Source organism: Actinomycetota bacterium, from assembly GCA_018334075.1.
In the GTDB taxonomy this organism is placed as follows: Bacteria; Actinomycetota; Coriobacteriia; order Anaerosomatales; family UBA912; genus JAGXSC01.
On record JAGXSC010000053.1, the window covers coordinates 33,853 to 58,241 of the forward strand.

Genomic DNA, 24,389 nt, shown 5'->3' on the forward strand with positions numbered 1-24,389 from the left:
CTCAAACAGAGCGGTCGATCATCAGCGCCAGAACCACAGTCGGCAGCGCTCCGGCGACAATCAGCGCGTTGTTGAATTGCGCTATGCCCGCGAATATCGACACCCCGAATCCTCCCGCGCCGACAATCGCCCCCATCGCGGCCGCGCTCACGTTGATTATCATCATGTTCTTCACCCCGCCGAGAATTATCGGGGCGGCCAGCGGCAACTGCACCCGAAGCAGGCGCTGAGCGCCGGTCATCCCCATCCCGACAGCGGCATCCACCACAGGTGCCGGTACCGCCCGCACGCCGGCGACCACTGAGAGCATCACCGGCAGCACGCTGTAGACCACAAGAGCGATGACCACAGTCTCGGCGCCATACCCGATCCAGGGCACCATCAGCGCGATCATGGCGAGCGACGGCACCGCCTGCCCAAAGCCAGCCAGGTTGGCGAGAACATCCTCGAAGTGCCGTCCGAAACCGCTTAGCAACAGCACGCCAAGCAGGCCGCCGGCAACTATCGCGAGCCCGCTCGACACAGCCATGATCGCAATGTGGTCGCCAAACATCTCCAGCATCGTCTCCCGCGGATGGATCACAGGGTTCTCTCCCGGAAACATCCACCTGAGAACCGCTTCGAAACCGGCGGTATCAAAAAGCATCCAGGCAAGAAACAGCGCCATCACCGTCAGCGAGCGCCAATTCCGGCGAAATCCGGTCGCCTCACTCATCGCGACCCCTGATCGAGGCCACAAGCGCCGAGAAGGTGAGCACCCCTGCATGCGCTCCGGCAGCGTCCCTGACAGCCACCCGGTCCTGCCCGCTGCCAAGCATGACCGAGATAACCTCTTTCGGGGTCATATCGGCGGTCACCACAGGAAGCCCGTCAGCCGCGCCGGGCTCCACGGCCACATCCGTGATCGAGAAGCGCGAAAGCACCTTCAGCGAAAACTCCTCGCCAAAGAACCTGGACACGAATTCGTCCGCCGGCCTTTGCCAAAGCGCCTCGGGCGTGTCGTATTGCACCAGCCGGCCGTCACGCATCAGAGCGATACGGTCTGCCAGGACAAGGGCCTCCTCGACATCGTGAGTCACGAACACCACCGTCTTGCCGAGAATCTCCTGCAATCGCCGAAACTCCTGCTGCAGACGCGCGCGCATGAGCGGATCCAGGGCGCCGAAAGGCTCGTCCATCAGCAGCACGGGCGGATCAGCCGCCAGCGCGCGAGCGACGCCGACGCGCTGCGCCTGGCCGCCGGAGAGCTCGTGAGGCCTTTTCCGCTCAAAAGCCGCAGGCTCAAGCCCGACAAGTTCAAGAAGCTCCGCCACTCTGGCCGAAACACGTTTGGGACTCCAGCCGAGCAACAAAGGCACCGTCGCAATGTTGCGGGCAACGGTCATGTGGGGGAATAGCCCGACGCTTTGGATGCCATATCCGATGTGGCGCCTCAGTTCATCGGCATTCCGGTGCCGCACGTCCATGCCGTCGATCAGGACTTCCCCTTCGTCGATTTCGATCATGCGGTTGATGGCGCGAAGAGTCGTGGTTTTACCGCATCCGCTAGGACCCAGGATGACGGCAAGCTCACCGCTTTTCACATGCAGCGTCAGCTTGTCGACCGCGGTGTTGCCTCCATACCTTTTGGTGACGCCTCTTAGCTCGATCATGATTTCAGACCGTTTTTCTGGAGGGCCAAAGACCCCCCGGTCCTGTCAAGAATCGCGATAAGGAACCTCAGCGTCACGTCGAGTGTAAGGCCGAGCCCGACGATCGCTATGATGCCTAGCACCACCAGGTCCTCGGCGGTTTGCTCCAGGCCGTAAAAGACGATGCGGCCCAGGCCCCCTCCGCCTACCAGAGCCGCCAGGATCGCGCCTGCCGCGGTCTGCACCAGCGCGATGCGGATGCCAGCCATGACAACCGGCGCGGCCAACGGCAGCTCGATCGAGAGCAGTCTTCGGCGTGAATCCATGCCCATTCCACGCGCGGCGTCGGTGACCCCTTTGTCAAGCGCCCGGATAGCCGCATAGGTGTTTCGGGTTATCGGGTACAGCGCGTACATGACGAGCACCAGAAAAACTGGGGCCCACCCTATGCCGGACACGCCGATCGCCCTCGCAAGAGCGCTGTTCTCGGCAAGCCACCCCATCGACGGCATTATCAGGCCGACAAAAGCCAGCGCGGGCATCACCTGGGCGACATTGAGGACTCCAAATATGGCCGCCTCGGCGCGAGCGCGCTTGGCCGCCCAGACGCCGAGCGCCACTCCAGCCAGCAATGCGACACCGGTAGTCCCGAGGGTGTAGGCGACATGTTGCTGGAAGTTCTCCCAAAACGCCCGCTCGAAACGAGTGTATTCGATCATGATCGAAAGGCTGCCCAAAGCGCCTGCCGCTGCCAGGGCGATAACCGCCGAGGGGGCCAGGAGCGAGATTCCGGCCCTGAGCCATCTTTGGGTGATGTGCAGAACCGAAGAACGCAACACCAGGTAGACCGCGAAAACATACAGCCAGAACGACACCCCGAGCGATGTGCGCGCCAAATCCCCGGCGGCCGCGATGTGGCTTCCCGCCGATTGTGACGCCAGGAGAAGCGAGACCGGGACTATCGACGCCGCCAGCAAAGCCGCAGCGAGCGCGGTTGCCCTGCCTGAGTGCGGGAAGGCCGTCGGCAATGCGAGAAGCAGCGCCAGCGCGATCCACACGCCAAGAAGAATCCAGCCCGCGTCGCCAAAAGCTTCCAGCGCCGAGACACTCAGGCCACTCTGAACCCGGTTGGGCCGGTGCTCGAGAAAGACGCCGAGAACCGTCGCGAGGGCCCCGATCGAGGCCCCGGCGAAAGCTACCGGCTCAAATCCCTGTAACCGCGTCCGTTCACTGGCCAATAAAGCCATTCTCCCTCAAGTACTCATTGGCGACAGTGGCCGCATCCTCACCACCAAGAGCGACTCGCCGATTGAGCTGCTGCAATATCTCCAGGCTCAAGCTCTCGAACACAGGAGCCAGGATGCTCTCGATCTGCGGATACGCCTCCATGATCTCGTTGCTGGCCACAGGTGTCGGCAGGTAGACAGGCGGCACACCCTTGGTATCCGTCAGGACCACAAGGCCGAAATCCTCGAGTTGCCCGTCGGTACCGTAGGTCAAAGAGAAGTTCACCCCGTCCGTGCCCTCCTCCAGCGCCTTCAGCATCTCGGCGGTTACTCCGTGCGAAAGGCCGATGAGCTGGTCCGGCCGCATCTCAAAGCCGTACGCCTCCTCGAATCCGGCCAGACCTGTCGAGCTGTCCATCCACTCCCTGGCCCCGATGAGCTTGGCCTGCCCGCCGCCGTTGATGAACTCGGCGAAGTCCTCCATCGTGACAAGGCCGTTTGCCTCGGCGAATTCACGTGTGGTGGCTATCAGCTCGGTATTGTTCGCGTTGGCGGGAGTAAGCCACCGCAGGTTGTGGACCTCCCGGTCGAGCTCTCTGATGCGCGCAAGCCCCGCGTCGGCGTCGCTCCAAAGGTCCTTGCCCTCCTCGCCGTCGTGGTAAAACTGCCCCGAGCCGGTGTAATCCACCTGAAGGTCGATTTCACCCTCGAGCAGCGCCTTGCGCACGACATCGGGAGTTCCAAGCCGTGTGTTGTCGAGCGTCTGGATGCCGTTGGCCTCGAGCATCTGGATTATCATGCTGCCGAGCAAAGCGCCCTCGGAATCGAGGAACGTGCCTACCCTGACTGGCGGCCCTTCAACCGGCTGCACCGGGGCCTCGCCGTCAGCGGCGCCCTGCTCCTCTCGAGCACATCCAGCAACACCGATTGAAAGTACTACCAGCAAAAAAACGAGCAAAAGCGAAACTTTCTTGCGCATTCCTACCCCTTTCCGCCACCAGATGGCTTTTCGCCTCCGGACGCCGAAGACATTCAATTTACATGAATGCGAGTATAAGCTCCAATTATCAAACACTCAAGCAGTGCATTCCCGCGCCGCGCTTTCGGCGCCACTTAGATCGAACGATTAACATTTGCGACCAGGATAGCTAGAGTATATCTGTCTTTATACACGGTACCCATTGGCATCGCGTTTATGCCGAGAATATGAACCGCAAGGAGATTACATGGCATCCTTTCACATAAGCGACCCGTCACTCACGCCCATCGCGTCCAAGGTAATCGCCGGCGAACGGCTCTCCCTTGAAGACGGAGTCGCGCTTTACGCATCGAATGACCTGCTCGGCATAGGACAGATGGCCGATCACGTACGGCGCAAGATAAACGGCGACAAAGTCTATTTCATGGTCAACCGCCACATAAACCCGACGAACATCTGCCGGAACCGGTGCAAGTTCTGCGCATTCGCACGAGACGCCGGCGAGCCCGGCGCGTACGAGATGACGCTGGATGCTGTCGTCAAGGCCGCCGAGGAGGGCGCGTCGGAAGGCGCGTACGAGGTGCATATCGTAAGCGGACTGCACCCCGAGTGGAGCTACGATTTTTACGTCGACATGGTGCGCAGGGTGCGGGCCGCGGTTCCTCGGCATGTAATCGTCCAGGCTTTCACCGCGGTCGAGATCGAGCATATGGCGATCATCAGCGGAAAAAGCACGCTTGAAGTGCTAAAAGAGCTCAAGGCCGCCGGGCTTGACGCGCTTCCAGGAGGCGGCGCCGAGATATTCAGCGAACGCACCCGGGCGAGCGCATGGGAGAAGAAAACCCCGGGCGAGGTGTGGCTGCGCATACATGGTGAAGCCCACTCGGCAGGTATCGCGACAAACTGCACCATGCTCTACGGCCACATCGAGACGCACGAAGAGCGCGTGGATCACCTCATACGCTTGCGGGAGCAGCAAGACAAGAGCGGCGGATTCCTCGCGTTCATCCCCCTGGCGTTCCATCCCGCGAACACCCAGCTCGAAGAGTTGCCCGGCACGACAGGATTCGATGACCTGAAAACGCTGGCCATCGCGCGGCTCATGCTCGACAACATCCCGCATATCAAGGCCTTCTGGATCATGGTCGGCCTGAAGGTGGCGCAGTTGTCGACCGCGTTTGGCGTGGACGACATCGATGGCACCGTCGTGGAGGAGAAGATCACCCACATGGCGGGCGCCACAACTCCGGAAAAGCTCACAAAAAGCCAGCTCATCTCGATGATCCGGGAAACCGGACACACCCCTGTCGAGCGGGACACGCTGTACAATGTCGTAGCGGTGCATGACAATCCCGCGCGGACGTAGAGGAATCACGGTATGAGGCGTCCCCGGCTCGGCCACATCCGGTTCATCAACTGCATGCCGCTTTATTACGGCATGGAGAAACGCGAGGCCCTGCTCGACATCGATCTTGTCGAAGCGAACCCCGCGGAGCTCGCCCGGGAGCTTCTCGCCGGTGCCCTGGACATCGCGCCGATACCGGCCATCGAGTACGCTCGCCATGCCGGCGAGTTCGTGCTGCTCCCAGATATCGCGATCTCCTCATGCGGCGAAGTCCAGTCGATCCTGCTGCTCTCCAAGGCGCCCGCCGAGGAGCTCTCCGGCCGCACGGTCGCTCTCGCTGACACTTCACGCACCTCGCAGGTGCTGACGCGCGTGCTGCTCGAGCGACGCTTCGGTGTCACCTGCACGTACGCCGAGATGCCGCCGGACCCGGCTGCGATGCTTTGCGAGTGCGACGCCGCGCTGCTCATCGGCGACGAAGCGCTGAAGGCTTACTGGAGCCCCCCCGATGGCGTGCGCGTTTACGACCTCGGCGAGGAGTGGACGGCCTGGACCGGCCTGCCGATGGTGTATGCGGTCTGGGCGGTCCGCCGCTCCTTCGCCGAGCAAAACGCCGAGGCCGCCGCGGCGGTCGCCTCGGCGCTGAATGACTCCCTCGCCTGGTGCAGGCGCCACCTCGATGAGATATCCGGGCACGCGGCGATGCGCGAGCAGCTCGACGCCGGGAGGCTGCGAAGCTACTTCGACGCGCTTCACTTCCGCTTCGAGCCGAATTACCGGGAAGGACTTGTGCGCTACCTGTCCGAGGCTGTCGCCATCGGCCAGCTGGAGAGGGTCCCCGTCATCGAGGTTCTCGGCGAATGAGGACTTCCGCTGACTCCGGATTGCCGGCCATCGCACTAGCCGCCGCGCGAGGGCAGCATCGCCTTACCTCGCAGCAAGCGCTCGACCTGCTGGAACACGCCGACATCCTCCTTCTGGGAGCAGCGGCGACCGCGATGCGCGACCGGCTGCACCCCAAGCGCGAAGTCACCTTCATTGTGGATCGCAACGTCAACTACACCAACGTTTGCGTCAGCAAATGCAGGTTTTGCGCTTTCTACTGCGGTGTCGACGACGCGTCCGCATACATACTTCCCGCCGAGAAGCTGTACGCCAAGGTCGAGGAAACGATCGCCCTGGGCGGAACGGCCATCCTGCTTCAGGGAGGGCTTCACCCGGATCTTGGGATCGAGTGGTACGAGCAGATGCTTGCCGATCTCAAGGCACGCTACGCAATCCATGTGCACGGCTTTGGTCCGCCCGAGATCGCGCATATCGCGGCGGTATCGGGTATTGCGACTCACGAGGTCCTGCGTCGACTGCGGGATTCCGGCCTCGACTCGCTGCCTGGAGGAGGAGCGGAGATCCTTGTCGACCGAGTCCGCTCTCTGGTGTCTCCGGGCAAGGCCACCGCCACCGAATGGCTGAATGTCATGCGGGAAGCACACGATCTCGGTCTTTCCACGACCGCAACCATGATGTTCGGAGGCTTGGAGACGACCGAGGAACGCATCGAGCACATGGCGCGCATCCGTGAGGTGCAAGACGAGGCCGTTGCCGCGGGACGCATCGGCTTTCGGGCGTTCATCCCGTGGAGCTTCCAACCCGGAAACACCGAACTGGCGAGCGAGGCAAAGGCCTGCGGAGGTCACATCTCTGCCGCCAGCGGCTGGGACTACCTGCGCGCACTCGCGGTATCACGGCTTTTTCTTGATAATGTAACCAACGTCCAGGCATCATGGGTGACACAAGGGGCCAAGATCGGCCAGGTCGCGCTATTTTTTGGAGCGAACGACATGGGCTCGACTATGATCGAGGAAAATGTTGTCGCCTCGGCAGGCACGCGATTCATGCTCGCCCGCGAAGAGCTGGTGCGCCTGATCGAGAACGCGGGATTTACGCCTGTGCAACGTGACACCCTTTATAGAGAGGTCTTGCGCTGATGGAACGAATTGCCGAGGTACCCCTGGCCGAATTCGGCATCTGCGGTGGATCAGGCTCGCTTAGCTTCGACTTTCCCGCAGCCCTGGCGGACGAAAGGGTAACCGTTATCGACGACGATCTGACCTTCGAGACGCCGTTCGGGAACTCTCCCACCTTCACTTACTTCGAGGTAGACGGGCTTTTCGGATCCCGACGCGCCCTCGCGGTCAAAATGCACGGATGGCGACGCGGGGTGACGCGCGCTGCCGCATCGCTTCAGACTTTCTGGGTCTTTCACGAGGCGGGCGTGAAAAAGGTGCTCGCCGATGGCGGTGTGGGCTCCCTCAATCACCTGCTGGATCCCCGCGATATCGTCATTCCAAACGACTTCATAGACCTGACCATGAAGCAGGACATCTATATCCGAGGCGATCATCTTCTCATAATGCGCGATCCGATCTGCCCTGCCCTTGCCGCCCGCCTTTACAAGGGGGCCTATTCCGCGTTCGACCGAGTTTTCCCGCGAGGGATCTACCTGGTGACCGACGGTCCCCGGTTCGAGTCCGTCGCCGAGACAAAGTACATGCGCGATATGGGCGGAGATGTCGTGGGGCAATCGCTCTCTCCGGAAGTCTTCCTCGCTCGCGATATCGGCGCCTGTTTCGCGGGCATCTACATCGTGGTGAACTACGGCGAGGGCGTGGTCCGCGCCTGGGAGCACGACGAGCTCAAGGCCGTTTTCTTCGAGGAATCGGCGACCATCGCCGCGATTGTGGTGGACACCGTCGCCGAGACCGACCTCGCATCGCCATGCGGTTGCGGCGAACTACGAAAGCCCTCGCTTCTGAGCATCCCGGACGAGCGGCCGGAACACGAGCGGCCAGGCCTCAAGGACCCGGCGTGAGCACTCTCGTCACAGGCAAGTGGGTGCTTCCAATCGCCTCGGAGCCCATCCGCAACGGCGCGGTCCTAATCGACGGCGTGCGCATCGCAGAAGTCGGCCTCGCCGAAGAGCTGCTGGCGCGCCACCCCGAAGCCAAACGCTACGAGTTCGAGGACGCCACTGTCCTGCCCGGACTGGTGAACGCACACACGCACCTCGCAATGACATGCCTGAAAGGGCTTATCCCTCCGCAACCCTTCCCCGAGTGGCTAAGCAAGGTCCCAAAAGCGTTCGGCGCGCTGACCGAGGACGACATTGTCGCCTCCATCTCGCTCGGCGCAATCCACTCGCTTTGCGCCGGAACCACTGTTGTTGGTGACATCGCCTACGGACCGGAGTCTCTGGCGATCTGCGCTGATATGGGGCTTGGCGGCACCTTCTTCTGGGAAGTCTTTGGCATCACCGCCGATATGCTCGAATCCAGACTCGCCGAGATGGAGTTCCCGCTTGAGATCGCTCGCAATTTCGAGGGTCGCTTCGAGGCCGGCATCTCGCCTCACTCGCCCTACACCTCCGGACCCGATCTCATCAAAGCCGCCCACACCCTGGCAATCGCCGAGAAAAGCGAGTACGCCATCCACGTCGCCGAGTCGCCGGCAGAAACCGAGCTGCTTGCGAGCGGAAAAGGGGCCCTGGCGCCTGTCGCCGACCAGTTCGTGCCCAATTTCAGGCCACCTGGAACAACGACTGTCGGCTACCTCGATCGGCTCGGCGCGCTCGACGGCGCTGCCGCGATCCACTGCGTGAACGTCACCTCGGCCGACACAGCAGCGCTTGCCGCGAAAGCTCGTGGTGTCGTCTTGTGCCCGCGCTCCAACGCCTACCTGCACACCGGCATAGCTCCCGCACGTAAGCTGCACAAAGCCGGTGTCACGCTGGCGCTTGGCACAGACTCCCTGGGCAGCAATTATGATCTTGACCTTTTTGAGGAGGCAAGGGCGCTGGCGTCGATCGCCCCGAACATCAGCGCACAAGATATCGTCGGGATGATCACTTACGGTGGCGCGAAGGTGCTAGGGCTTTCCGACCGATTCGGCGTGCTCTCCCCCGGAATGCAGGCTGATCTGGCGATTTTCCGTGTAGATGGCGACGACCCTTACGATTCGCTGCTGGCGAAAGCGGGGCTGGATGCCATCGAAGCCGTTATGAGCGCAGGCATTTGGCGAGTCATGCAGGGCAAATCCTTGCTCGCGCCCACGCAGATCGCGCAGCGATCAAACCTGGCATCGAAGCGCGCGGCGGCGGCCCTGATGCTCTCCTGACGCCGCTAATGCTCTCCTAGATAGGTCTTCCTGACCTGTTCGTTATGTAGCAGTTCATCGCCGGGTCCTTCCAAAACAACCTTGCCCGTTTCAAGGACGTAACCGCGATGCGCGACAGTGAGCGCCTTGGCCGCATTTTGCTCGACTAGTAGTATGGTTTTGCCTTCTTCGTTGAGCTTTTTGATCGTCTCAAAGATCAGGTCCACGATCACAGGCGCCAAGCCCATCGAAGGCTCATCGAGCATTAGCAGGCGAGGACGAGCCATCAGGCCCCTTCCCATCGCCAGCATCTGCTGCTCGCCTCCGGAAAGTGTGCCGCCCTTTTGCGTCCGGCGCTCTTTCAGCCGAGGAAACAGATCGAAAACGTGGTCCATATCATCTTGTATCTCATTGTCCTTGCGCAGGTAAGCGCCCATTTCGAGATTCTCCAGCACGGTCATGCCCGCAAAGATTCTCCGGCCCTCAGGCACCTGCACGACATTCATCGCGGCAACAAGGTGCGCGGGAACGCCAACTATCGACTTACCCTCAAAAACAATGTCCCCCTGCCGAGGAACCAACTGTCCCGAAATCGTCTTCAGTGTGGTCGACTTTCCAGCGCCGTTGGCGCCGATAAGCGTAACTATCTCGCCTTCTTCCACATGAATGGTTATGCCCTTGAGAGCCTCAATCTGACCGTAATATGTATGAATAGCATCGACCTTTAGCACTGATCTTACCCTTCCGCCAGAAGTGCCTCGGCGCCTGAGCCCAGGTACGCCTCGATAACCTTGGGATTGCGCTGAATCTCCGCAGGAAGCCCCTCGGCGATCTTCTCGCCGAAGTCAAGAACCACAATCCGGTCGGCTACGCCCATGACGACCTTCATATCATGCTCTATCAGCAGAACCGTCACGCCACTCGAGCGGATCCTGCGCACAAGGCTCATGAGCTCGATGGACTCCTGCGGATTCATGCCCGCCGCAGGCTCATCGAGGAGAAGGAGCTTGGGGTCGGTGGCTAGCGCCCGCGCGATCTCGAGACGACGCTGGTCGCCGTAGGGCAGGTTCTTCGCCAACTCATTTACTTTGTCCAGCAGTCCGATAAAGCTCAGCCATTTCAGGGCCTCATCGATGGTGTTTTGCTCCTCGCGCTTGAAGCCTGGAGTCCTCAGCACCGCCCGCAGGGGCCCGGAGTTTGTCCGTACATGCCGACCGACCATGACATTTTCAAGGGCCGTCATGTTGGCAAAGAGGCGGATGTTCTGAAAGGTGCGCGCTATCCCGCGCTTGCATATTCCATGCGGCTTCGCCCCGACGAGCGACCTGCCATCAAAAGTCAGTGCGCCCGAAGTAGGGCGGTATATACCCGTCAACATATTGAAGACAGTCGTTTTGCCGGCGCCGTTCGGGCCGATCAAAGCGAGTATCTCGCCTGGCTCGATCTGAAAACTCACTTCGTTGACGGCTTTCAAGCCGCCGAACTCCATGGTTAGCTTGTCCACACTGAGAAGCGTCATAAAGACTCAGCGCCTTCCTCTAGCATCCATCGTCATGCCCGCCCATCCTTATCGGGCCCAGCCACTTTATCTCCGTCCCAGAGCTTTTCGTTCTTCTCTACCAAAGCTCTAGTGTCATCGGCGTGAAGCTCCATCGCGCGGCGCTTCGAGGGAAATATCCCTTCGGGCCTGAACATCATCATGATTATCAAAGCCATCGCAAAAAGGAGGAACCTATACTGACTGGCAAGGTTGGCCTGCTCAATGGTGAGAAACGCCGAGAAAAACGGCGACTGGGCCGCCCACCGAATGATCTCCGGCAACCCAACGATTATGACCGCTCCGAACGCCGCGCCACGAATCGACCCCATTCCGCCCAGCACGACCATACAAACTACCAGTATCGACTCCATAAAGTTGAATGACTCGGGAGAGATGAAGCCGACCCAATACGCGAACGTGATACCTCCGACTCCGCCCCAAAGCGCGCCAAGCGCAAACGCCCAAAGCTTGGTGGTCTGAATGTTCACGCCTACAGAAGCAGCGGCGATCTCGTCTTCGCGCATTGCAACCCACGCACGACCCAACCTCGAATCATCCAGTCGCCTGATCACAAAGATGGCCAGCACACACAGAAGCGCAATAACGTAGTACCACCATAGGTCGCTTGAGAAGCGAAAATCGCCGATGCTCAGCGCCTGGACCATCTCGGCCTGACCGGCCGGAGCGGCAACCGAATCACCGGGACCAGGCAAGCCTTTCGGGCCACGGGTAAGTCCAAAGATGTTGTTGTTCAAGGTGATTCTGACGGACTCGCCAAAGCCCAAGGTAACAATCGCAAGGTAGTCACCGCGCAGCCTCAGTACCGGAAACCCGATCAGCACACCGGCAAAGGCAGCTCCAAAAGCTGCTAATGGAAGTAAGACCCAGTAGCCCATCTGTGCGATCGCGTCGGGCAGCAAAAAGCCCATGAGCATACCGACGTAAGCTCCTACCGCATAAAACGCGATATAACCGAGATCGAGCAGTCCAGCGTAACCGACGGTAATATTCAGGCCCAGGGCCAATACAACGTATATGCCCATGAGCGCGAATATCCGGACGAAGAAGTAGTTCTGCACGGACTGGAAGTACAACGGCAGGGCGATAGCCGCAACCGCTAGGATCACCAACCAAATAAGCTTCTTTTTGTCGACCTTACCGCCGTTGACTCGTGGACGAATATCGGCTGTTTGCTCTGCCATGGCCTACACCTTCTCCACTGAAGACTGGCCGAGCAGTCCGCCCGGTCGGAAAGTAAGTACGAGGATCAGTGCGCCGAAAACTATGACGTCCCTGTAAGCGGAGCTGACGTAGCCGGACGCCATCGCTTCCAGGATTCCGATGAGAAACCCTCCGAGCATCGCTCCCCTCAAGTTACCGATCCCGCCGACCACAGCGGCGGTGAAGGACTTAATGCCGGGGATGAACCCCATATCGAACTTGATGGAGCCGTAGTACAGGCCCGAGAAGATTCCCGCGGCGGCGCCTAGCGCAGGTCCTATGAAAAACGCTGCTGCGATAACGCGATTGATATCTATCCCCATGAGTCCAGCGGCATCACGATCCTGGGAGGTCGCACGCATCGCCTTTCCCATCTTTGTTTTCGATACAAACGTGTCAAGGAAGAAGAGAAGCAGTATCGACGTGCCGACTATGATCAGCTGCAGGTACGTGATTGTTACACCGCCAAACTCCAGCCCCCCTGACGGAATCTTGTCGTTCGGGAAGGGCAGTGAACGTGCGGTGATCCACAAAAGCACCGCCTGCTGAAGAAATATCGAAACACCGATGGCAGAGATCAAAGCTGCGAGTCGCGGTGCGTGACGAAGCGGACGATAAGCAATCCGCTCAATGAGCACGCCGAGTATACCTATCGATACACCCGCGATCAGAAAAGTCAGAAGAAAGAGTACGATAATGCCCATACCGGAACCGGTAAGCGCATCAAACTGAGCGAGAAAGTTGAACGTGAAGAGGCCTACAAACGCTCCGCCCATGAACATCTCGGCATGCGCGAAGTTTATCATCAACATAATTCCGTAGACGAGAGTGTACCCTAGCGCGATAAGCGCGTACATTCCTCCGAGGGTGATTCCATTTACTAGCTGCTGGCCGAATATATCAATCGCCACTGGTTGTCCGCCTGTCTGAATCTACAGCACAAAGTAACTTCATCATGGATTGGGCGTGGGTTCCCGCAAAGACCCGGGCTAGCGGAACCTGTCCACTGCCCGGGTCCCTTGGTTTCACAAGGTTGCGTTAGTGCGGGTTACTCGTATGCGACCCACTCGCCATTCCTCACGGTGTAAAGCGTGATGGCTTTATTGGTGGTGTCGCCGTTCTCATCAAACGCGATAGCACCGGTGATGCCCTCAAGGTTGGTAGCAGCAACAGCCTCGATGATGGCAGCCTTGCCCTCTGCCGAGGTCAGCTGGTCAACACCAAGGTCAGCGGCAACTACCTTCAGGGCCTCAAGGATCACGAAGGCTGCGTCGTACGCATAGGTGTCGTATGCCTGAATATCCTCGTTGGGAAACTCAGCGGCAAACTTCTCCTTGAACTCCGTGCCCTGGGGCTGCTGGGCCAAAGGAAGACCTACTGAAGTCGCAAAGTTGCCTTCAGAGGAGTCACCAGCCAGCGCGATGTAGTCGGGGCTATAAATTCCGTCACCGGAGAAGAAGCCACCCTCGAAGCCAGCCTCGGCGGCTTGCCGCGCAAACAGGGCACCGGCGGTGTAGATTCCACCGTAGTAGATGAAATCAGGGTTCGCCGCACGGATTCGGGTGACGAGCGCGTTGAAGTCAGTGTCGCGGTCACCGGTCTTTTGCCTGCCGAGGATCTCGCCGCCGCCTGCCTCGAAGTTCTTCACAAACTCGTCGGCAAGTCCTTCGCCATAAGGAGTCGAGTCGTCAACAACAAACGCGGTGTTCCAGCCTATACGGGTCAGCGCGGCCTCTGCGGCATAGGCTCCCTGTACGGGGTCGGTGGTGCAGACGCGGAACACATTTCCGTACTTTTGATCAAGAGTCAGTGCGGGGTTTGTCGAAGCCGGAGATATCTGTACGATACCAGCTCTTCCATAAACGTCCGAGGTGGGAATAGAAACACCTGAGTTTAGGTGCCCGACCACTCCGATGACATCAGGATCGCTGACAAGCTGATTGGCGACGTTCATTCCGACCTTCGGGTCACCTTGATCGTCAACCACAAATGCCTCTACCTGAATACCAAGCTCTTGAGCCTCTGGCGACGCATTGAAATCATCGATCGCCAATTGAGCTCCACGCTGGATGCCCTGACCAAGCGCTACGGCGCCCTGAGTCAAGGGAGCGCCAATACCAAGCTTAACCGTTACAACCTCTTCCCCAGCGCCTCCGCCGGGTTGCGCCGCGGTACCACACCCTGCGGTAGCCAGCGCAGCTACGAGCAGTGAAGCGGTGACCAGAGAAAGCAATTTCCTGCTTTTGCCCACTTTCATCCTTTCCTCCCTAGCTCCATTTGCAATTTTCCTGATTCCGTTTGTCACATCAGCGGTATCGTCATACCGCTTCCGCACATCCGGCACCAGACTTTCGGAGAATACCAGATACGCCGCTATTTCGACAACGAAATATTCCACTTTTCGCAATTTTCATACCATCTCTGGCCATCGAGCTCCTTCGGCCATCGAGTTCCTTTTGCGCTATTACAGCCTTTCCCGGCATCTTTTTATCTGCTTGCGGCAGATCGTCAGCCCGGATGGGGTAGAATCACAGCAGCTTTGAAATGCCCCCCGATGGAAGTGAGGAGCCGTTGTTGACTCTGTGGTTCTGGATATGGCTTTTACTTGCGGCCATGCTGCTAATCGGCGAAATATTCACCGCTGGATTTTTCATGCTTCCTTTTGGCATCGGCGCCGCCGTAGCCGCATTATTGGCATTTCTGGGAGTCGCCTTGGTGTGGCAGTGGCTAGCTTTTATCGGTGTTTCTGCGGCGTGTTTCATCTTTCTCAAAAATTTCGCTAACCGAATAACCGCCGAGCAGCCGATCAAAACCGGAGTGGATCGGCTGGTTGGAATGACCGGTGTCGTCACCGAGGAAATCTTGCCCCACAGCTCCTCGGGCAAGGTGCTGGTGGACCGGGAGACCTGGCGAGCTGAAGCCTCCGACGCCAAAGTGATTTCTGTTGGAGCCCGCGTGCATGTTGAGCGCGTCGGTGGCACGCACCTAGTGGTCAAGGTAGTAGAGCAAGTAGATTCAGAAGTTAATCACCAGTCATCAGAAACGGAGGCATCATGAATATAGAGTTCGCGTTAGGCTTGGTATTCATACCGATAGCCATTGTGTTCGTGGTGTACATGTCCGCCGCCATAAAGATCGTGCGGCCTTATGAAAAGGGCATCAAGGAGAGGTTCGGCCGCTACCAGAGCACGTTCGATGCTGGCCTCCACTTCATCCTGCCCTTTGTCGACAAGCTAACCAAGGTCGACATGCGTGAAAACGTAGTCGAGGTGCCACCGCAGGAAGTCATAACCAAAGACAACGTCGTCGTAACGGTTGATGCGGTCGTATATTACGAGGCCACCGATCCCATCAAGCTCATGTATAACGTCGCGAACTTCTACATCGCCGCCACAAAGCTGGCCCAAACCAACCTGCGAAACGTGATCGGCGAGATGCAACTCGATGAATCACTTACCAGCCGAGAGAAGATTAATGCGGCTCTTCGCCAAATCCTTGACGACGCCACGGATAAATGGGGTGTTCGCGTGGTACGCGTGGAGCTGCAACGCATTGAGCCACCTGCCGATGTGACCGAAGCGATGCACCGCCAAATGAAAGCTGAGCGCACCCGAAGGGCGCTCATCCTTGAGGCGGACGGTGACAAACAGGCCGCGATCACGCGCGCGGAGGGCTTCAAGCAATCAAAGATCCTTGAGGCCGAAGGAGAGGCTCAGTCGATTAGGGAAGTCTCAGAAGCAGAGAGATTCCAGAAGATCGCGCTGGCCGAAGGAGAGGCTCAGGCAATCCTCAGCGTCTTCAAGGCGATCCACGAGGGAGACCCCACCAACGACCTCATCGCGGTGCGCTACTTAGAATCACTCAAGGCGATCGCCGCGGGGCCAGCAAACAAGGTGTTCCTCCCAATGGAGGTAAGCGGCATCATGGGTTCGATAGGCGGCATCGCCGAGCTGTTCAAAAACGACACGAAAGCAGCGGGAGAAGAAACGACTCCCTAGCTTCAGCGTTATGCGCCCCGAAGCCGACAACTACATACGAACATATACGATGCCGTCGCGAACCAAAGTCTCGAAGGTCTGGACGTCGGCTCCAGGATGGTCAGTCACACCCGTCCGGACGTCGTAGCGCCTGCCGTGCCAGGGGCACATGACGTAATAGCCGTCCATAAATCCCTCGGCGAGAGGGGCAAACGCATGACGGCAGACATTTGAGAGCGCGAAATACTCCTCGCCGACCCTTGCAACCGCAATGCTGCGCTTACCCACCTTCACGTGACGTATCTGCCCGTCCGGGAGATCGGCAACGCGAAAAACAGGTACATCGACGGGGCCTTCGGCACGCTCGACCACACCAAGGAGCTCGGCGCCATCCTCGACATCAGAGAGAATGAACAGACCACACCAGCACTTGCGGATAGCGGCAAACTCATCCCTGAAAAACGGGATGCACGGGCAAACGATCTTCAGGTCTTCCTTCGGATTACCCGTCTGGATGCGGCATGGGCAATAGATGTCGCCATCGCGTTCCAGGATCTCAAGCTCGCTTTGCAACACCTCATCGACAAAGTCGGTCTCGGTATTGAATTTGTATCCGAGGCGCTCTGCGAAGGGGGCCATGTAGTCCTTGAGATCTTGCACCGTTGTGTCCGGCCCGAACATGCGCCGCTTTGGTCTCGGCGACTCTGTCATGCTCCCAGCAACTCCTTGATTCGCTTCTTGTCAAAACCGACGATCACTTCATCGTCGATTATGACAACCGGGAATGATGTGCCTCCGGATATCCTTTTCACCTCATCGATCGCCTGCTCCTTTGCTTCGCCCTCGAGCAAATCGACCTCGGTAAGCTGGTAATCTATACCGCTTTCTTCAAGCATCTTCTTGGTCATTCGACAGTACGGGCATGTCGTCAAAGCGTATAGAGCCACTTTCATGAAAGCTCCTCCTTTTTGGCTTGAGGGTAAACAAGGTCATCGAGAATGCCACCATCAAAACATCCATGCACTATTCAACAGGATACCCATACCTAAAATGGTATCCTATATTGAGAAAGCGGACACAACACTTGTGGGAGCCTTGGTATTCAGGGCGGAGAGGAGGTAGGCATGAAGACCGCGCGCGTCATCAAATGCGCAGTCCTGCTTACTTTGTTTGGGATGATGATGATACTAAGCGGCTGCGTGGACCCGGTGTACGAGAGCTCGGAAGCGGCGGCGGGCAGGCAGGCCTGCGGGGGTGCGGAGTGCCATGACGTGAAAGTCGAGCGGATCGCCCAAGGCGCTCACTACACCTTGGGCTGCCAGGGCTGTCATGAAGGCACCGGCGAGGAGCACGCGAACGATCCGGAAAACGTCAACGCGAACATAGATTTCAGGGTCTCTTCGTGCGCTGAATGTCATCAGGCGATAGCCGCGACCTACCTGTACGACGACAACCTCAAGGTGGGCCCATTCGGCGGATCACAGCGTGAGCCCCGGGAAGCAAAAGTAAAGACATTCCCGCGCTACAACGAAATCGTAGCCGGACATGGTTTCACCCTAGATTATGACGAGGAGGGCGCGCACAAGTACGCTCTCGAAGACCACTACAAGACTCTGAGGGGCAAGTCCGAGGTGTGCCTGCAGTGCAAGTCGACCGAAATCTCATGGGCCTGGATCAGGGACCGCGAACTGAAGGTCTCCGAGGATACCACCGTCACCCTGTATCACACAGAGACGCCGGTCGCCCCAGCAAGATCGCTGGTCGTGCCGGAAGGGACAACGGTGCGCTTCTCCACGGACTTCGAAACCTACGAGGTTGAGTCGAAAGCCACCCTGCCGGACGGTACTGTCTACTCCTCTCCTCCAGGGCCGAGTGACGACGCAACGGCAACCTTCAACTGGATTTGGGCGGCAGCGATGGCAGCAACTTCGGACACCATGCCCTACGGTGTAAGTTGCGCTCAGTGTCACGATCCCCACACGACGGAGCCGCAGCTGCTACGCGCCGCGCTGGTAGAGGCCGTAGAGGATGGGTCGGTCGATGGCGAGGGAGGCGTCAACCCCTACGCCTCCGAGATTGTGACTGACGTCGCCGAGGCGTCTCTGACCGATCGCCGCGTACTCCAGTGCGCGCAGTGCCATGTCGAGTATGCGGGCGGGCGAAGCGCGGTGGACGGAGTCGTTCGCGACGTCTTCAGTTGGTCGAAGGCCGCCGATCTTCATCAGTACTATAGTGAGCAGTTCGACTACCAGCAGGATTGGCGACACGCTATCATCGGCGAGCCGCTCATAAAAAGCCAGCATCCGGAGGTGGAGCTGTACTGGAACAGCACCCACTACACCGCGGGCGTCGCGTGCATGAACTGTCACATGCCGCAAGTTCGCACCAAGGAAGGCGATGTCGTCAGGAGCCATTGGTTCACGAGTCCGTACAAATACCAAAACGAGAGGGTCTTCAACCAGTTTGCTACCCAAACCGGATTGGATACCGGCTTTGCCGACCGGCCGTGCCAAAGGTGCCATCTTGATAGAACCGCACGTGGAATAGAGATGCAACGCGAAGTCTACGACAGGCAGAAGATAGTACAGAATCTGGTAGCGGATTCCGCAGCCAGGCTTGGTGAAGTCCGAAAGGCCGGCGACAGGGCGGATGCGGCCAAGGCTGAGCAAGCACTGGAAGCTCACCGCAAGGCTCATGTATTGTGGGAGAATCTCATAATCAGCGAAAATTCGATGGGATTCCACAACTACGAGGAAGTGATGAGCTCGATGGATACGGCCGAACAATACGCGCGTGAGGCGATCTCACTGGCGAACGAAGCGCTTCCATAGGTGCCAATGAGAACAGCCTTCCTAGGCTCAGGATCTTCGGGCAACGCGACAGCTGTTGAAAGCGAAGGACAGGTAATACTGGTCGACGCAGGGTTCTCCGCTCGTGAGACCCTGCGTCGCCTTGGCTTGGCTGGTATGCGCCCAGAAGATGTCCGCGCAGTTCTTGTCACCCACGAGCACACCGACCACATCGGCGGAGTTCAGATCCTGGCCAAGCGGCTAGGGATCCCGGTTTACGCAACCGCTGGGACCGGCGAAACGGCAGGCATGCACGAGTGGGACGTCGATTTTCGGCGAGTCGACACGAGTGAGAGCTTCGCTGTAGGGTCTCTCACGATCCAAGCTTTCGCGCTTTCGCACGATGCGGCCGAGCCTGTGGGCTACCGCATAGAAAGCTGTAGCGGAGAGTCTTTGGGGCTTGTAACCGATACCGGTGTCATGCCCTCCTCGGCGATAGAGGTCCTAAGTGGGTGCACGATACTGGCCATCGAATGCAACCACGACGAGAAGATGCTGCAAACCGGCCCGTATCCATGGTTCCTGAAAAGGCGCATTGCCTCGGATCAAGGCCACCTCTCCAACATCGCGGCGTTTCAAGTGATTGAGCGCCTCGCCAGCGATCGGCTCGAAGCAGTTGTGGCACTTCATCTGTCGCGCCAAAACAACCATGCGGGAATTGTTCGCGACGGCCTTGAGACGCAGTTGCGACAGCTCGGCCTAGCGTGCCAAACAAAGATCATCGCGCAGGATGCAGGTTGCGTCGTGCCCCTCGGGGAGTGTGCATGAGCGTCCCTGCGCTTCGCGGCCACCACCTAATCTGCCTGCATTTTTTCGCCGGCGAAGGTTACTCGGCCGGATTCATCGCCAACCTGCAAAGCGTTCTGGAGCGTCTGCGCCATACCCCCTTGCGCCTTGTGGAAGGCCCCGACGACGTATGCGCCGCTTGCCCCTCCCTTCGAGACGGCGCCTGTGTTTCGGAGTCTGGCGGAGAAGAGCACATCAGGAGCCTGGACTCACTTGCGAACGAGCTTCTTGGCGTAGAGCCTGGAGGGCTACTTGATTTTGCGCAAATCAGGACTCGGCTGCCGGCGATACTCGATCGATGGCAAGCGTCAGCGTGCAGTACATGCGAGTTCCAGACCCTCTGCGCCGCGCTAATCGACAATCTGCTCCACGGCGGCAAGGACGTCGGTAAAGGCGGCACTTTTTGCCCCTGATCGCATCGCCGCGCTCGCCAATGCGATTGCGGCACCGTCGCAGTAGTCCCGGGAGGAGTCGAATCCGTTCACGAAGACAATCGGCGCCTTTGCCTCGATCGCCGCGCGAAGATTGCCGAGATTCCCTATCCCAAAAGGAACTTCGGCGATAAGGACTACATCGCTTTGCGCCGCCATATCACGCGCTTTTGCCTCCACATCCGAAGTAACCTCGCCGAAAGGCTCGAGCAGCACATGCTCGATGCCTAGCGCTTCTGCGACCGCCTGATCGAAGTCGCCCTGATTCAGGGGCGCCGCGACCACCTCGTACCCCGCCAACACCAGTTGCCGCATGAGTGGTGCGGCGGCGCCTGAACCGCCGACCACAAATATGCGATGACCTCGCGACTTCAGGCCGTTCATCTCTCTTGTCACGGGCACCACAGTGACCGACCCCATCAGGGCATCGGGCACAATTACCGCGCGAACGCCGAAGACTTCCCTCACCAAGGCGGCCGTCAGCACTTCGGAAGGCGCGCCTGTGGTGTGAAGGCCACCATCATGGACCACGGCCAACCTGTCGCAATAGCGCGCAGCCAGATCGAGATCGTGGAAGATGGCCAGCACCGCCATACCGCCGTCCGCAAGCCCGCGAACCAGATCGAGAACCTGAAGCGCGTGATTGAGGTCGAGCTGGCTGACCGGCTCGTCGAGCAGCAAAACCGATGGCTCCTGCGCCAACGCCTGAGCGAGCGTCAAGCGCTGGATGTCTCCTCCGGAAAGCGTGTCGACTCGCTCCTTCGCCAGGCGCCTGGTATCCGTCCTGTCCATCACGCTGGATACGATGGCCTCATCGTGCTCGGAAAGTCGCTGCACCAAGCCGAGGTTCGGATGACGGCCCATCGCGACGAACTCCTCGGCGGTAAAAGAGAGGTTCGTGACGGGTAGTTGCGGCAGAACGCCGACGATTCGTGCCCGGTCGCGATAGGACATCTCCGGGATCGGTTTGCCGAGAATTCGCACATCTCCGGTGAGGACATCGGATTCGCCGAAGATCGCTCGAAGCAGCGTGGACTTGCCGGCGCCGTTGGGGCCGATCACTCCGACCAGTTCGCCGCCGTCGACTTCAAGGGTGACGCCATTGAGCACGACGCGTCGGCCATAGCCGAGGGAAACGTCGGCAAAAGTGATTGCGGCTTGATGCGCGGTTTGTTGCTGCGCTTCCATCTAAAGTCGCCTTCCTTTGACCAGCAGCCAGAGAAAGAACGGCCCGCCCGCAAGCGCCGTGACAATACCGACCGGAATCTCCACCGGTGCCAGCACGATGCGCGCCAGCAGGTCCGCGACCACCATGACAATCGCTCCCGCCAGCACAGAGGCCGGAACCAACAGGCGATGATCGGGGCCGAGCACGAGCCGCACCGCGTGGGGCGTCATCAGGCCGACGAATCCGATCAGCCCCGAGACCGCTACCGCACCCGCCGTGAGAAACGACGCCGAGGCAAGGACGAGACGCTTGAAACGCTCAACATCCACGCCGAGATGCGCCGCCCGCTCATCACCGAGCAGCATGACATTGAGGGCACGAGAGTGTGTCATCGGCAGAAGCAGGCCGAAGCCAAGCATAAGTGCCAGCATGCCCACATACTCCCACGACGCGCCAGCCAGTCCCCCCATCATCCAAAATACGAGTGTCGCCATGGATTCACGGGAAAACACCATGATAAACGAGGTCAGAGCGGCCAGAGTAAACGAAATAGCGACCCCGGCCAGCAGCAGTGAGGTGACCTCCAGGCGGCCTCGCAAGGACGCCAGCCGCACGACCAGCATGATAGTGAGGATAGCGCCCGTGAAAGCCCCGGTGGGAACGCCCAGGTACCGAAGGCCGGTTTCCCCCGCGGTGAGCGTGATCACAATCATGGCGCCCAGTCCGGCCCCGCTTGAGACGCCGAGAATATACGGATCCGCCAGCGGATTGCGGAAAAGCGCCTGGTACATGACGCCCGCCGTAGCGAGACTCGCCCCGACCAGCATAGCCAGCAGCGTGCGAGGTAGCCTGATGTCGATGATCACATTATCTGAAATCGGTCCCTCGGCTCCTGAAAGCGCCCGCGCAATCGCGGCGATCACATCACCGGCGGGGATGCTGACCGCCCCCAGTCCGACTCCGGCCAGTAGCGCGCCGAGCAACGTGACCGCCAGAGTAGCCAGCACAACAGGAGCGCGCGCTCGCCTCGAGGCGGGTCGGCTCTCTGTCTCAGATGTATTTCTGGCGGTCACTGTTACGCGCAATCAGCTTCAGACTCGAACACTACTAAAACGCCGTCGGGTGAAGGCTTTCGGCGATCTGCCTTACTCCCTGAACGACCCTGGGCCCTGGGCGCGATACGAGATTGTCCTCGAGTACGTAAACGCGATCATTCTTTACCGCCGAAAGACCGGCGAAACCCTGGCGCTGCTCGAGATCCGCAGGATCGCTCATCGAGCCTTTCGTCGCCAGGTATGCGACCGGATCATCAGTCACGAGTTGCTCGATCGAGTAACCTACGTAACCTTCCTGTGTCACTACATTCTCTCCGCCGGCGGCATTGATCAGGTCGTTTATCAGAGTCCCGGTGCCAGCCGTAAAGAGCGGATTTTGCGCGACTTCAATAAAGACCCTGACTCGCTCCCTGTCGGCCACCGCAGCGGAAATCTCATCAAGCTCGGCCTGCATGCCAGCGATAACCTCTTCCGCAGTATCCGGTGTGGCTGTAGCTTGCCCAACGATGCGAATCGCGGTAAGAAGATCCTCGAGCGATTTAGGATCAATTGCAAGCACCGCTGCACCTGTGCCTTCAAGCTGCTCGACAACATCCTCCTGAACGCCGGTTGTCATAAGAATCAAGTCAGGATTGGCGGCGGTGATGGCCTCTATATTCGGCTGTATGAAGTCACCGATCTTGTCAATCTCGCCAACCTGAGCAGGATAATCGCAAAATGTGGTCACGCCAATGAGCCGGTCGATAAGCCCCAGCGCATACACGATTTCGGTGTTGGAGGGAGCCAGGGACACTATCCGGCGAGGCTCGCTCTCGATCACGACCTCTCTTCCCGCATCGTCTTCCAGGGTTATCGGAAACGTGACGCCGGCCTCAGCCGGAGCGTCTGGCTGCTGTGTCGCCGAATCTGCGCCTCTGGCTCCGCAGCCGGTCAGCGCGACCAGTAAAACGATCGACAGAGCAATGGCCGCCAGAAGGCGTGCCGTACCGCGTTTGGTGCCGTACAACATGAAACACTCCTTTCTTTCATGCGACTTCAAGCACAAAGACCCGCCTGAAAAGGCGGGTCTTCGAGAAAAGTCCTGGTCTGGCGGCTGGTGTCCGTTACAGACACAGCACCGCGATCAAGCCTCATAACCTCGAAGGCCGCATCGCAATCACCGGGCAGGTCTCCTGACTTCACGGCTTACGCATCACATGCGCGTACCGATTCACAGTGGCGGGTCCGTGCCGGAATCTCACCGGCTTCCCTATTCTCCTACCTGAGTATCCAAGCGCGGGCTGGATAGTTGGCAGGCACCCAATGATGCTTATTCGATTGTGACATCATCAAGATACACGACCCTGAACCAAGTAGCCAGAGTCGCCTCACTCAGAATATCGCGCGAATGTCATCGAGGGTCGCAACTGCGTTTTCGACCATGTAATCTTCCACGTTGAAGTAAAACCTGGGCGCCAGGTCATGGCCCAAAGCCCTCAAAGCGTCGACCAGCCCTTCGCCCAGATCACTGCTGGAAACGAGTGCCTCTATGGCTTGTTCTCCGATGAAATCAGTGTTGGGGCCCACCAGGGCCGTTTTCAACCGAGCGGAGTGCATCCACACAGAATCTATACGGTTTCCATCACCGACGAACTCAAGAACCGCCGGATTTCCCTGGGGCTCAAAGCTCTTGCTCCACTTTGCTCCGGTAGACATATAGCCGAGAACCCGACCCAGAACCTCAAGCTCATGAGGTACCCAAAAGGGCTCAGATGGAAGCTCGGATATCAGTTCCCGGAGATTGAATAGCATTACCAGTTCCAAATCGGGAATACGACCACGCAGAATGGTTGCGGCCAAAGTGGCTTCGGCGTTGGATCGGGAGTTGACCAACACCTTGACCAGATCGCCATTCGGGCTATCCAGGTGGACAGCCGCACGGGCAAGGGTGGCCTGAAGTGCGCTCATCGGCAGTGTCCTTTAGCGTTCTGAAGCCCTACACAAATTTCCATGCCCTTAATATCGGATATCAGCCGATGCGCGTATAGTTATT

The 24,389-nt window shown here is 59.0% G+C and carries 25 protein-coding genes, 1 pseudogene and 1 riboswitch; of the genes and pseudogenes, 10 read left to right on the forward strand and 16 right to left on the reverse strand.

All coding sequences use genetic code 11. The annotated features are described in order from the left end of the window. Position 1 precedes the first annotated feature (1 nt). From KGZ89_07030 to KGZ89_07045, 4 genes are read right to left on the reverse strand one after another with little or no spacing between them, the layout of a single operon-like run. Entirely contained in the window at positions 2–715 is a 714-nt protein-coding gene (locus KGZ89_07030; protein ID MBS3974600.1) for an ABC transporter permease, read from the reverse strand. Next, positions 708–1,652: an ABC transporter ATP-binding protein gene (locus KGZ89_07035; protein ID MBS3974601.1), complete on the reverse strand. Its 945-nt coding sequence runs from the start codon at positions 1,650–1,652 to the stop codon at positions 708–710. Before KGZ89_07035 ends, KGZ89_07030 begins: the two co-directional genes overlap by 8 nt. Beyond that, entirely contained in the window at positions 1,649–2,869 is a 1,221-nt protein-coding gene (locus tag KGZ89_07040) for an ABC transporter permease (protein MBS3974602.1), read from the reverse strand. The genes KGZ89_07035 and KGZ89_07040 overlap by 4 nt, the downstream gene beginning before the upstream one ends. Beyond that, positions 2,859–3,836, reverse strand: coding sequence for an ABC transporter substrate-binding protein (locus KGZ89_07045; protein MBS3974603.1), 978 nt, complete (start codon positions 3,834–3,836; stop codon positions 2,859–2,861). Before KGZ89_07045 ends, KGZ89_07040 begins: the two co-directional genes overlap by 11 nt. Positions 3,837–4,083: 247 nt before the next feature. On the opposite strand from KGZ89_07045, the gene mqnE reads away from it, so the two are divergent. The 5 genes from mqnE to KGZ89_07070 are packed head-to-tail and all read left to right on the forward strand — an operon-like array spanning position 4,084 to position 9,351. Beyond that, positions 4,084–5,202 (forward strand): aminofutalosine synthase MqnE, encoded by a 1,119-nt coding sequence (mqnE, locus tag KGZ89_07050; GenBank protein MBS3974604.1) that lies wholly within the window; start codon positions 4,084–4,086, stop codon positions 5,200–5,202. Positions 5,203–5,214: 12 nt separating this feature from the next. Next, positions 5,215–6,045: a menaquinone biosynthesis protein gene (locus KGZ89_07055; GenBank protein MBS3974605.1), complete on the forward strand. Its 831-nt coding sequence runs from the start codon at positions 5,215–5,217 to the stop codon at positions 6,043–6,045. Further along, the gene (mqnC, locus tag KGZ89_07060; protein MBS3974606.1) at positions 6,042–7,166 is read left to right on the forward strand and encodes a dehypoxanthine futalosine cyclase; all 1,125 of its coding nucleotides are present in this window, start codon (positions 6,042–6,044) and stop codon (positions 7,164–7,166) included. The genes KGZ89_07055 and mqnC overlap by 4 nt, the downstream gene beginning before the upstream one ends. Then, positions 7,166–8,050 (forward strand): MTAP family purine nucleoside phosphorylase, encoded by an 885-nt coding sequence (locus tag KGZ89_07065; GenBank protein MBS3974607.1) that lies wholly within the window; start codon positions 7,166–7,168, stop codon positions 8,048–8,050. Before mqnC ends, KGZ89_07065 begins: the two co-directional genes overlap by 1 nt. Further along, entirely contained in the window at positions 8,047–9,351 is a 1,305-nt protein-coding gene (locus KGZ89_07070; GenBank protein MBS3974608.1) for an amidohydrolase family protein, read from the forward strand. Before KGZ89_07065 ends, KGZ89_07070 begins: the two co-directional genes overlap by 4 nt. A gap of 5 nt (positions 9,352–9,356) precedes the next feature. Here KGZ89_07070 and KGZ89_07075 read toward each other — a convergent pair whose 3' ends face one another. The 5 genes from KGZ89_07075 to KGZ89_07095 all read right to left on the reverse strand — a co-directional run bounded on the left by KGZ89_07075 (position 9,357) and on the right by KGZ89_07095 (position 14,348). Next, on the reverse strand, positions 9,357–10,061 hold the full coding sequence (locus KGZ89_07075; GenBank protein MBS3974609.1) for an ABC transporter ATP-binding protein: 705 nt from the start codon (positions 10,059–10,061) through the stop codon (positions 9,357–9,359). A 5-nt stretch (positions 10,062–10,066) separates the two neighbouring features. Then, positions 10,067–10,849 (reverse strand): ABC transporter ATP-binding protein, encoded by a 783-nt coding sequence (locus KGZ89_07080; GenBank protein ID MBS3974610.1) that lies wholly within the window; start codon positions 10,847–10,849, stop codon positions 10,067–10,069. Positions 10,850–10,881: 32 nt separating this feature from the next. Then, positions 10,882–12,072, reverse strand: a complete 1,191-nt coding sequence (locus KGZ89_07085; protein ID MBS3974611.1) for an ABC transporter ATP-binding protein — start codon at positions 12,070–12,072, stop codon at positions 10,882–10,884. A 3-nt stretch (positions 12,073–12,075) separates the two neighbouring features. Next, positions 12,076–12,996: a branched-chain amino acid ABC transporter permease gene (locus tag KGZ89_07090; GenBank protein MBS3974612.1), complete on the reverse strand. Its 921-nt coding sequence runs from the start codon at positions 12,994–12,996 to the stop codon at positions 12,076–12,078. 143 nt (positions 12,997–13,139) lie between these two features. Continuing rightward, positions 13,140–14,348 carry a branched-chain amino acid ABC transporter substrate-binding protein gene (locus KGZ89_07095; GenBank protein MBS3974613.1) on the reverse strand — a complete coding sequence of 403 codons (1,209 nt, stop codon included), beginning with the start codon at positions 14,346–14,348 and terminating at the stop codon, positions 13,140–13,142. A gap of 317 nt (positions 14,349–14,665) precedes the next feature. Between KGZ89_07095 and KGZ89_07100 the strand changes: the two genes are divergently transcribed. Continuing rightward, positions 14,666–15,148 (forward strand): NfeD family protein, encoded by a 483-nt coding sequence (locus KGZ89_07100; GenBank protein ID MBS3974614.1) that lies wholly within the window; start codon positions 14,666–14,668, stop codon positions 15,146–15,148. Beyond that, a complete protein-coding gene (locus KGZ89_07105) occupies positions 15,145–16,089 on the forward strand; it encodes an SPFH/Band 7/PHB domain protein (protein MBS3974615.1) in 945 nt (314 codons plus the stop codon). Before KGZ89_07100 ends, KGZ89_07105 begins: the two co-directional genes overlap by 4 nt. Positions 16,090–16,119: 30 nt before the next feature. On the opposite strand, the gene KGZ89_07110 is transcribed toward KGZ89_07105, so the two are convergent. From KGZ89_07110 to KGZ89_07120, 3 genes and pseudogenes are all read right to left on the reverse strand, one after another. After that, positions 16,120–16,440: a Rieske 2Fe-2S domain-containing protein gene (locus KGZ89_07110; GenBank protein MBS3974616.1), complete on the reverse strand. Its 321-nt coding sequence runs from the start codon at positions 16,438–16,440 to the stop codon at positions 16,120–16,122. An 18-nt stretch (positions 16,441–16,458) separates the two neighbouring features. Continuing rightward, positions 16,459–16,749: pseudogene (locus KGZ89_07115) on the reverse strand (ferredoxin:thioredoxin reductase). A gap of 26 nt (positions 16,750–16,775) precedes the next feature. After that, positions 16,776–17,021 carry a glutaredoxin family protein gene (locus KGZ89_07120; GenBank protein MBS3974617.1) on the reverse strand — a complete coding sequence of 82 codons (246 nt, stop codon included), beginning with the start codon at positions 17,019–17,021 and terminating at the stop codon, positions 16,776–16,778. Between the two features lie 171 nt (positions 17,022–17,192). Between KGZ89_07120 and KGZ89_07125 the strand changes: the two genes are divergently transcribed. Genes KGZ89_07125 through KGZ89_07135 form a run of 3 tightly spaced genes read left to right on the forward strand, consistent with a single transcriptional unit; the run spans position 17,193 to position 20,116 of the window. Further along, a complete protein-coding gene (locus tag KGZ89_07125; protein MBS3974618.1) occupies positions 17,193–18,899 on the forward strand; it encodes an ammonia-forming cytochrome c nitrite reductase subunit c552 in 1,707 nt (568 codons plus the stop codon). A 6-nt stretch (positions 18,900–18,905) separates the two neighbouring features. Continuing rightward, complete coding sequence (locus tag KGZ89_07130; GenBank protein MBS3974619.1) at positions 18,906–19,685, forward strand: MBL fold metallo-hydrolase; 780 nt, start codon at positions 18,906–18,908, stop codon at positions 19,683–19,685. Further along, positions 19,682–20,116, forward strand: coding sequence for a DUF1284 domain-containing protein (locus KGZ89_07135; protein MBS3974620.1), 435 nt, complete (start codon positions 19,682–19,684; stop codon positions 20,114–20,116). The genes KGZ89_07130 and KGZ89_07135 overlap by 4 nt, the downstream gene beginning before the upstream one ends. On the opposite strand, the gene KGZ89_07140 is transcribed toward KGZ89_07135, so the two are convergent. From KGZ89_07140 to KGZ89_07155, 4 genes are all read right to left on the reverse strand, one after another. Continuing rightward, complete coding sequence (locus KGZ89_07140) at positions 20,054–21,322, reverse strand: ABC transporter ATP-binding protein (protein MBS3974621.1); 1,269 nt, start codon at positions 21,320–21,322, stop codon at positions 20,054–20,056. The two genes, KGZ89_07135 and KGZ89_07140, sit on opposite strands and share 63 nt — an antisense overlap. Next, positions 21,323–22,309 carry an iron ABC transporter permease gene (locus tag KGZ89_07145; protein ID MBS3974622.1) on the reverse strand — a complete coding sequence of 329 codons (987 nt, stop codon included), beginning with the start codon at positions 22,307–22,309 and terminating at the stop codon, positions 21,323–21,325. Between the two features lie 100 nt (positions 22,310–22,409). Next, the gene (locus KGZ89_07150) at positions 22,410–23,366 is read right to left on the reverse strand and encodes a cobalamin-binding protein (GenBank protein ID MBS3974623.1); all 957 of its coding nucleotides are present in this window, start codon (positions 23,364–23,366) and stop codon (positions 22,410–22,412) included. Between the two features lie 135 nt (positions 23,367–23,501). Then, positions 23,502–23,675, reverse strand: a riboswitch (cobalamin riboswitch). 53 nt (positions 23,676–23,728) lie between these two features. Then, complete coding sequence (locus KGZ89_07155; protein ID MBS3974624.1) at positions 23,729–24,304, reverse strand: hypothetical protein; 576 nt, start codon at positions 24,302–24,304, stop codon at positions 23,729–23,731. Positions 24,305–24,389 lie beyond the last annotated feature (85 nt).

What these genes read in the sequence shown, in the direction of transcription:
- KGZ89_07030 (MBS3974600.1), bottom strand. Translation starts at nt 715, where the DNA reads ATGAGTGAGGCGACCGGATTTCGCCGGAATTGGCGCTCGCTGACGGTG.
- KGZ89_07035 (MBS3974601.1), bottom strand. Translation starts at nt 1,652, where the DNA reads ATGATCGAGCTAAGAGGCGTCACCAAAAGGTATGGAGGCAACACCGCG.
- KGZ89_07045 (MBS3974603.1), bottom strand. Translation starts at nt 3,836, where the DNA reads ATGCGCAAGAAAGTTTCGCTTTTGCTCGTTTTTTTGCTGGTAGTACTT.
- mqnE (MBS3974604.1), top strand. Translation starts at nt 4,084, where the DNA reads ATGGCATCCTTTCACATAAGCGACCCGTCACTCACGCCCATCGCGTCC.
- KGZ89_07055 (MBS3974605.1), top strand. Translation starts at nt 5,215, where the DNA reads ATGAGGCGTCCCCGGCTCGGCCACATCCGGTTCATCAACTGCATGCCG.
- mqnC (MBS3974606.1), top strand. Translation starts at nt 6,042, where the DNA reads ATGAGGACTTCCGCTGACTCCGGATTGCCGGCCATCGCACTAGCCGCC.
- KGZ89_07065 (MBS3974607.1), top strand. Translation starts at nt 7,166, where the DNA reads ATGGAACGAATTGCCGAGGTACCCCTGGCCGAATTCGGCATCTGCGGT.
- KGZ89_07080 (MBS3974610.1), bottom strand. Translation starts at nt 10,849, where the DNA reads ATGACGCTTCTCAGTGTGGACAAGCTAACCATGGAGTTCGGCGGCTTG.
- KGZ89_07085 (MBS3974611.1), bottom strand. Translation starts at nt 12,072, where the DNA reads ATGGCAGAGCAAACAGCCGATATTCGTCCACGAGTCAACGGCGGTAAG.
- KGZ89_07095 (MBS3974613.1), bottom strand. Translation starts at nt 14,348, where the DNA reads ATGAAAGTGGGCAAAAGCAGGAAATTGCTTTCTCTGGTCACCGCTTCA.
- KGZ89_07105 (MBS3974615.1), top strand. Translation starts at nt 15,145, where the DNA reads ATGAATATAGAGTTCGCGTTAGGCTTGGTATTCATACCGATAGCCATT.
- KGZ89_07120 (MBS3974617.1), bottom strand. Translation starts at nt 17,021, where the DNA reads ATGAAAGTGGCTCTATACGCTTTGACGACATGCCCGTACTGTCGAATG.
- KGZ89_07125 (MBS3974618.1), top strand. Translation starts at nt 17,193, where the DNA reads ATGAAGACCGCGCGCGTCATCAAATGCGCAGTCCTGCTTACTTTGTTT.
- KGZ89_07130 (MBS3974619.1), top strand. Translation starts at nt 18,906, where the DNA reads ATGAGAACAGCCTTCCTAGGCTCAGGATCTTCGGGCAACGCGACAGCT.
- KGZ89_07135 (MBS3974620.1), top strand. Translation starts at nt 19,682, where the DNA reads ATGAGCGTCCCTGCGCTTCGCGGCCACCACCTAATCTGCCTGCATTTT.
- KGZ89_07140 (MBS3974621.1), bottom strand. Translation starts at nt 21,322, where the DNA reads ATGGAAGCGCAGCAACAAACCGCGCATCAAGCCGCAATCACTTTTGCC.
- KGZ89_07150 (MBS3974623.1), bottom strand. Translation starts at nt 23,366, where the DNA reads ATGTTGTACGGCACCAAACGCGGTACGGCACGCCTTCTGGCGGCCATT.
- KGZ89_07155 (MBS3974624.1), bottom strand. Translation starts at nt 24,304, where the DNA reads ATGAGCGCACTTCAGGCCACCCTTGCCCGTGCGGCTGTCCACCTGGAT.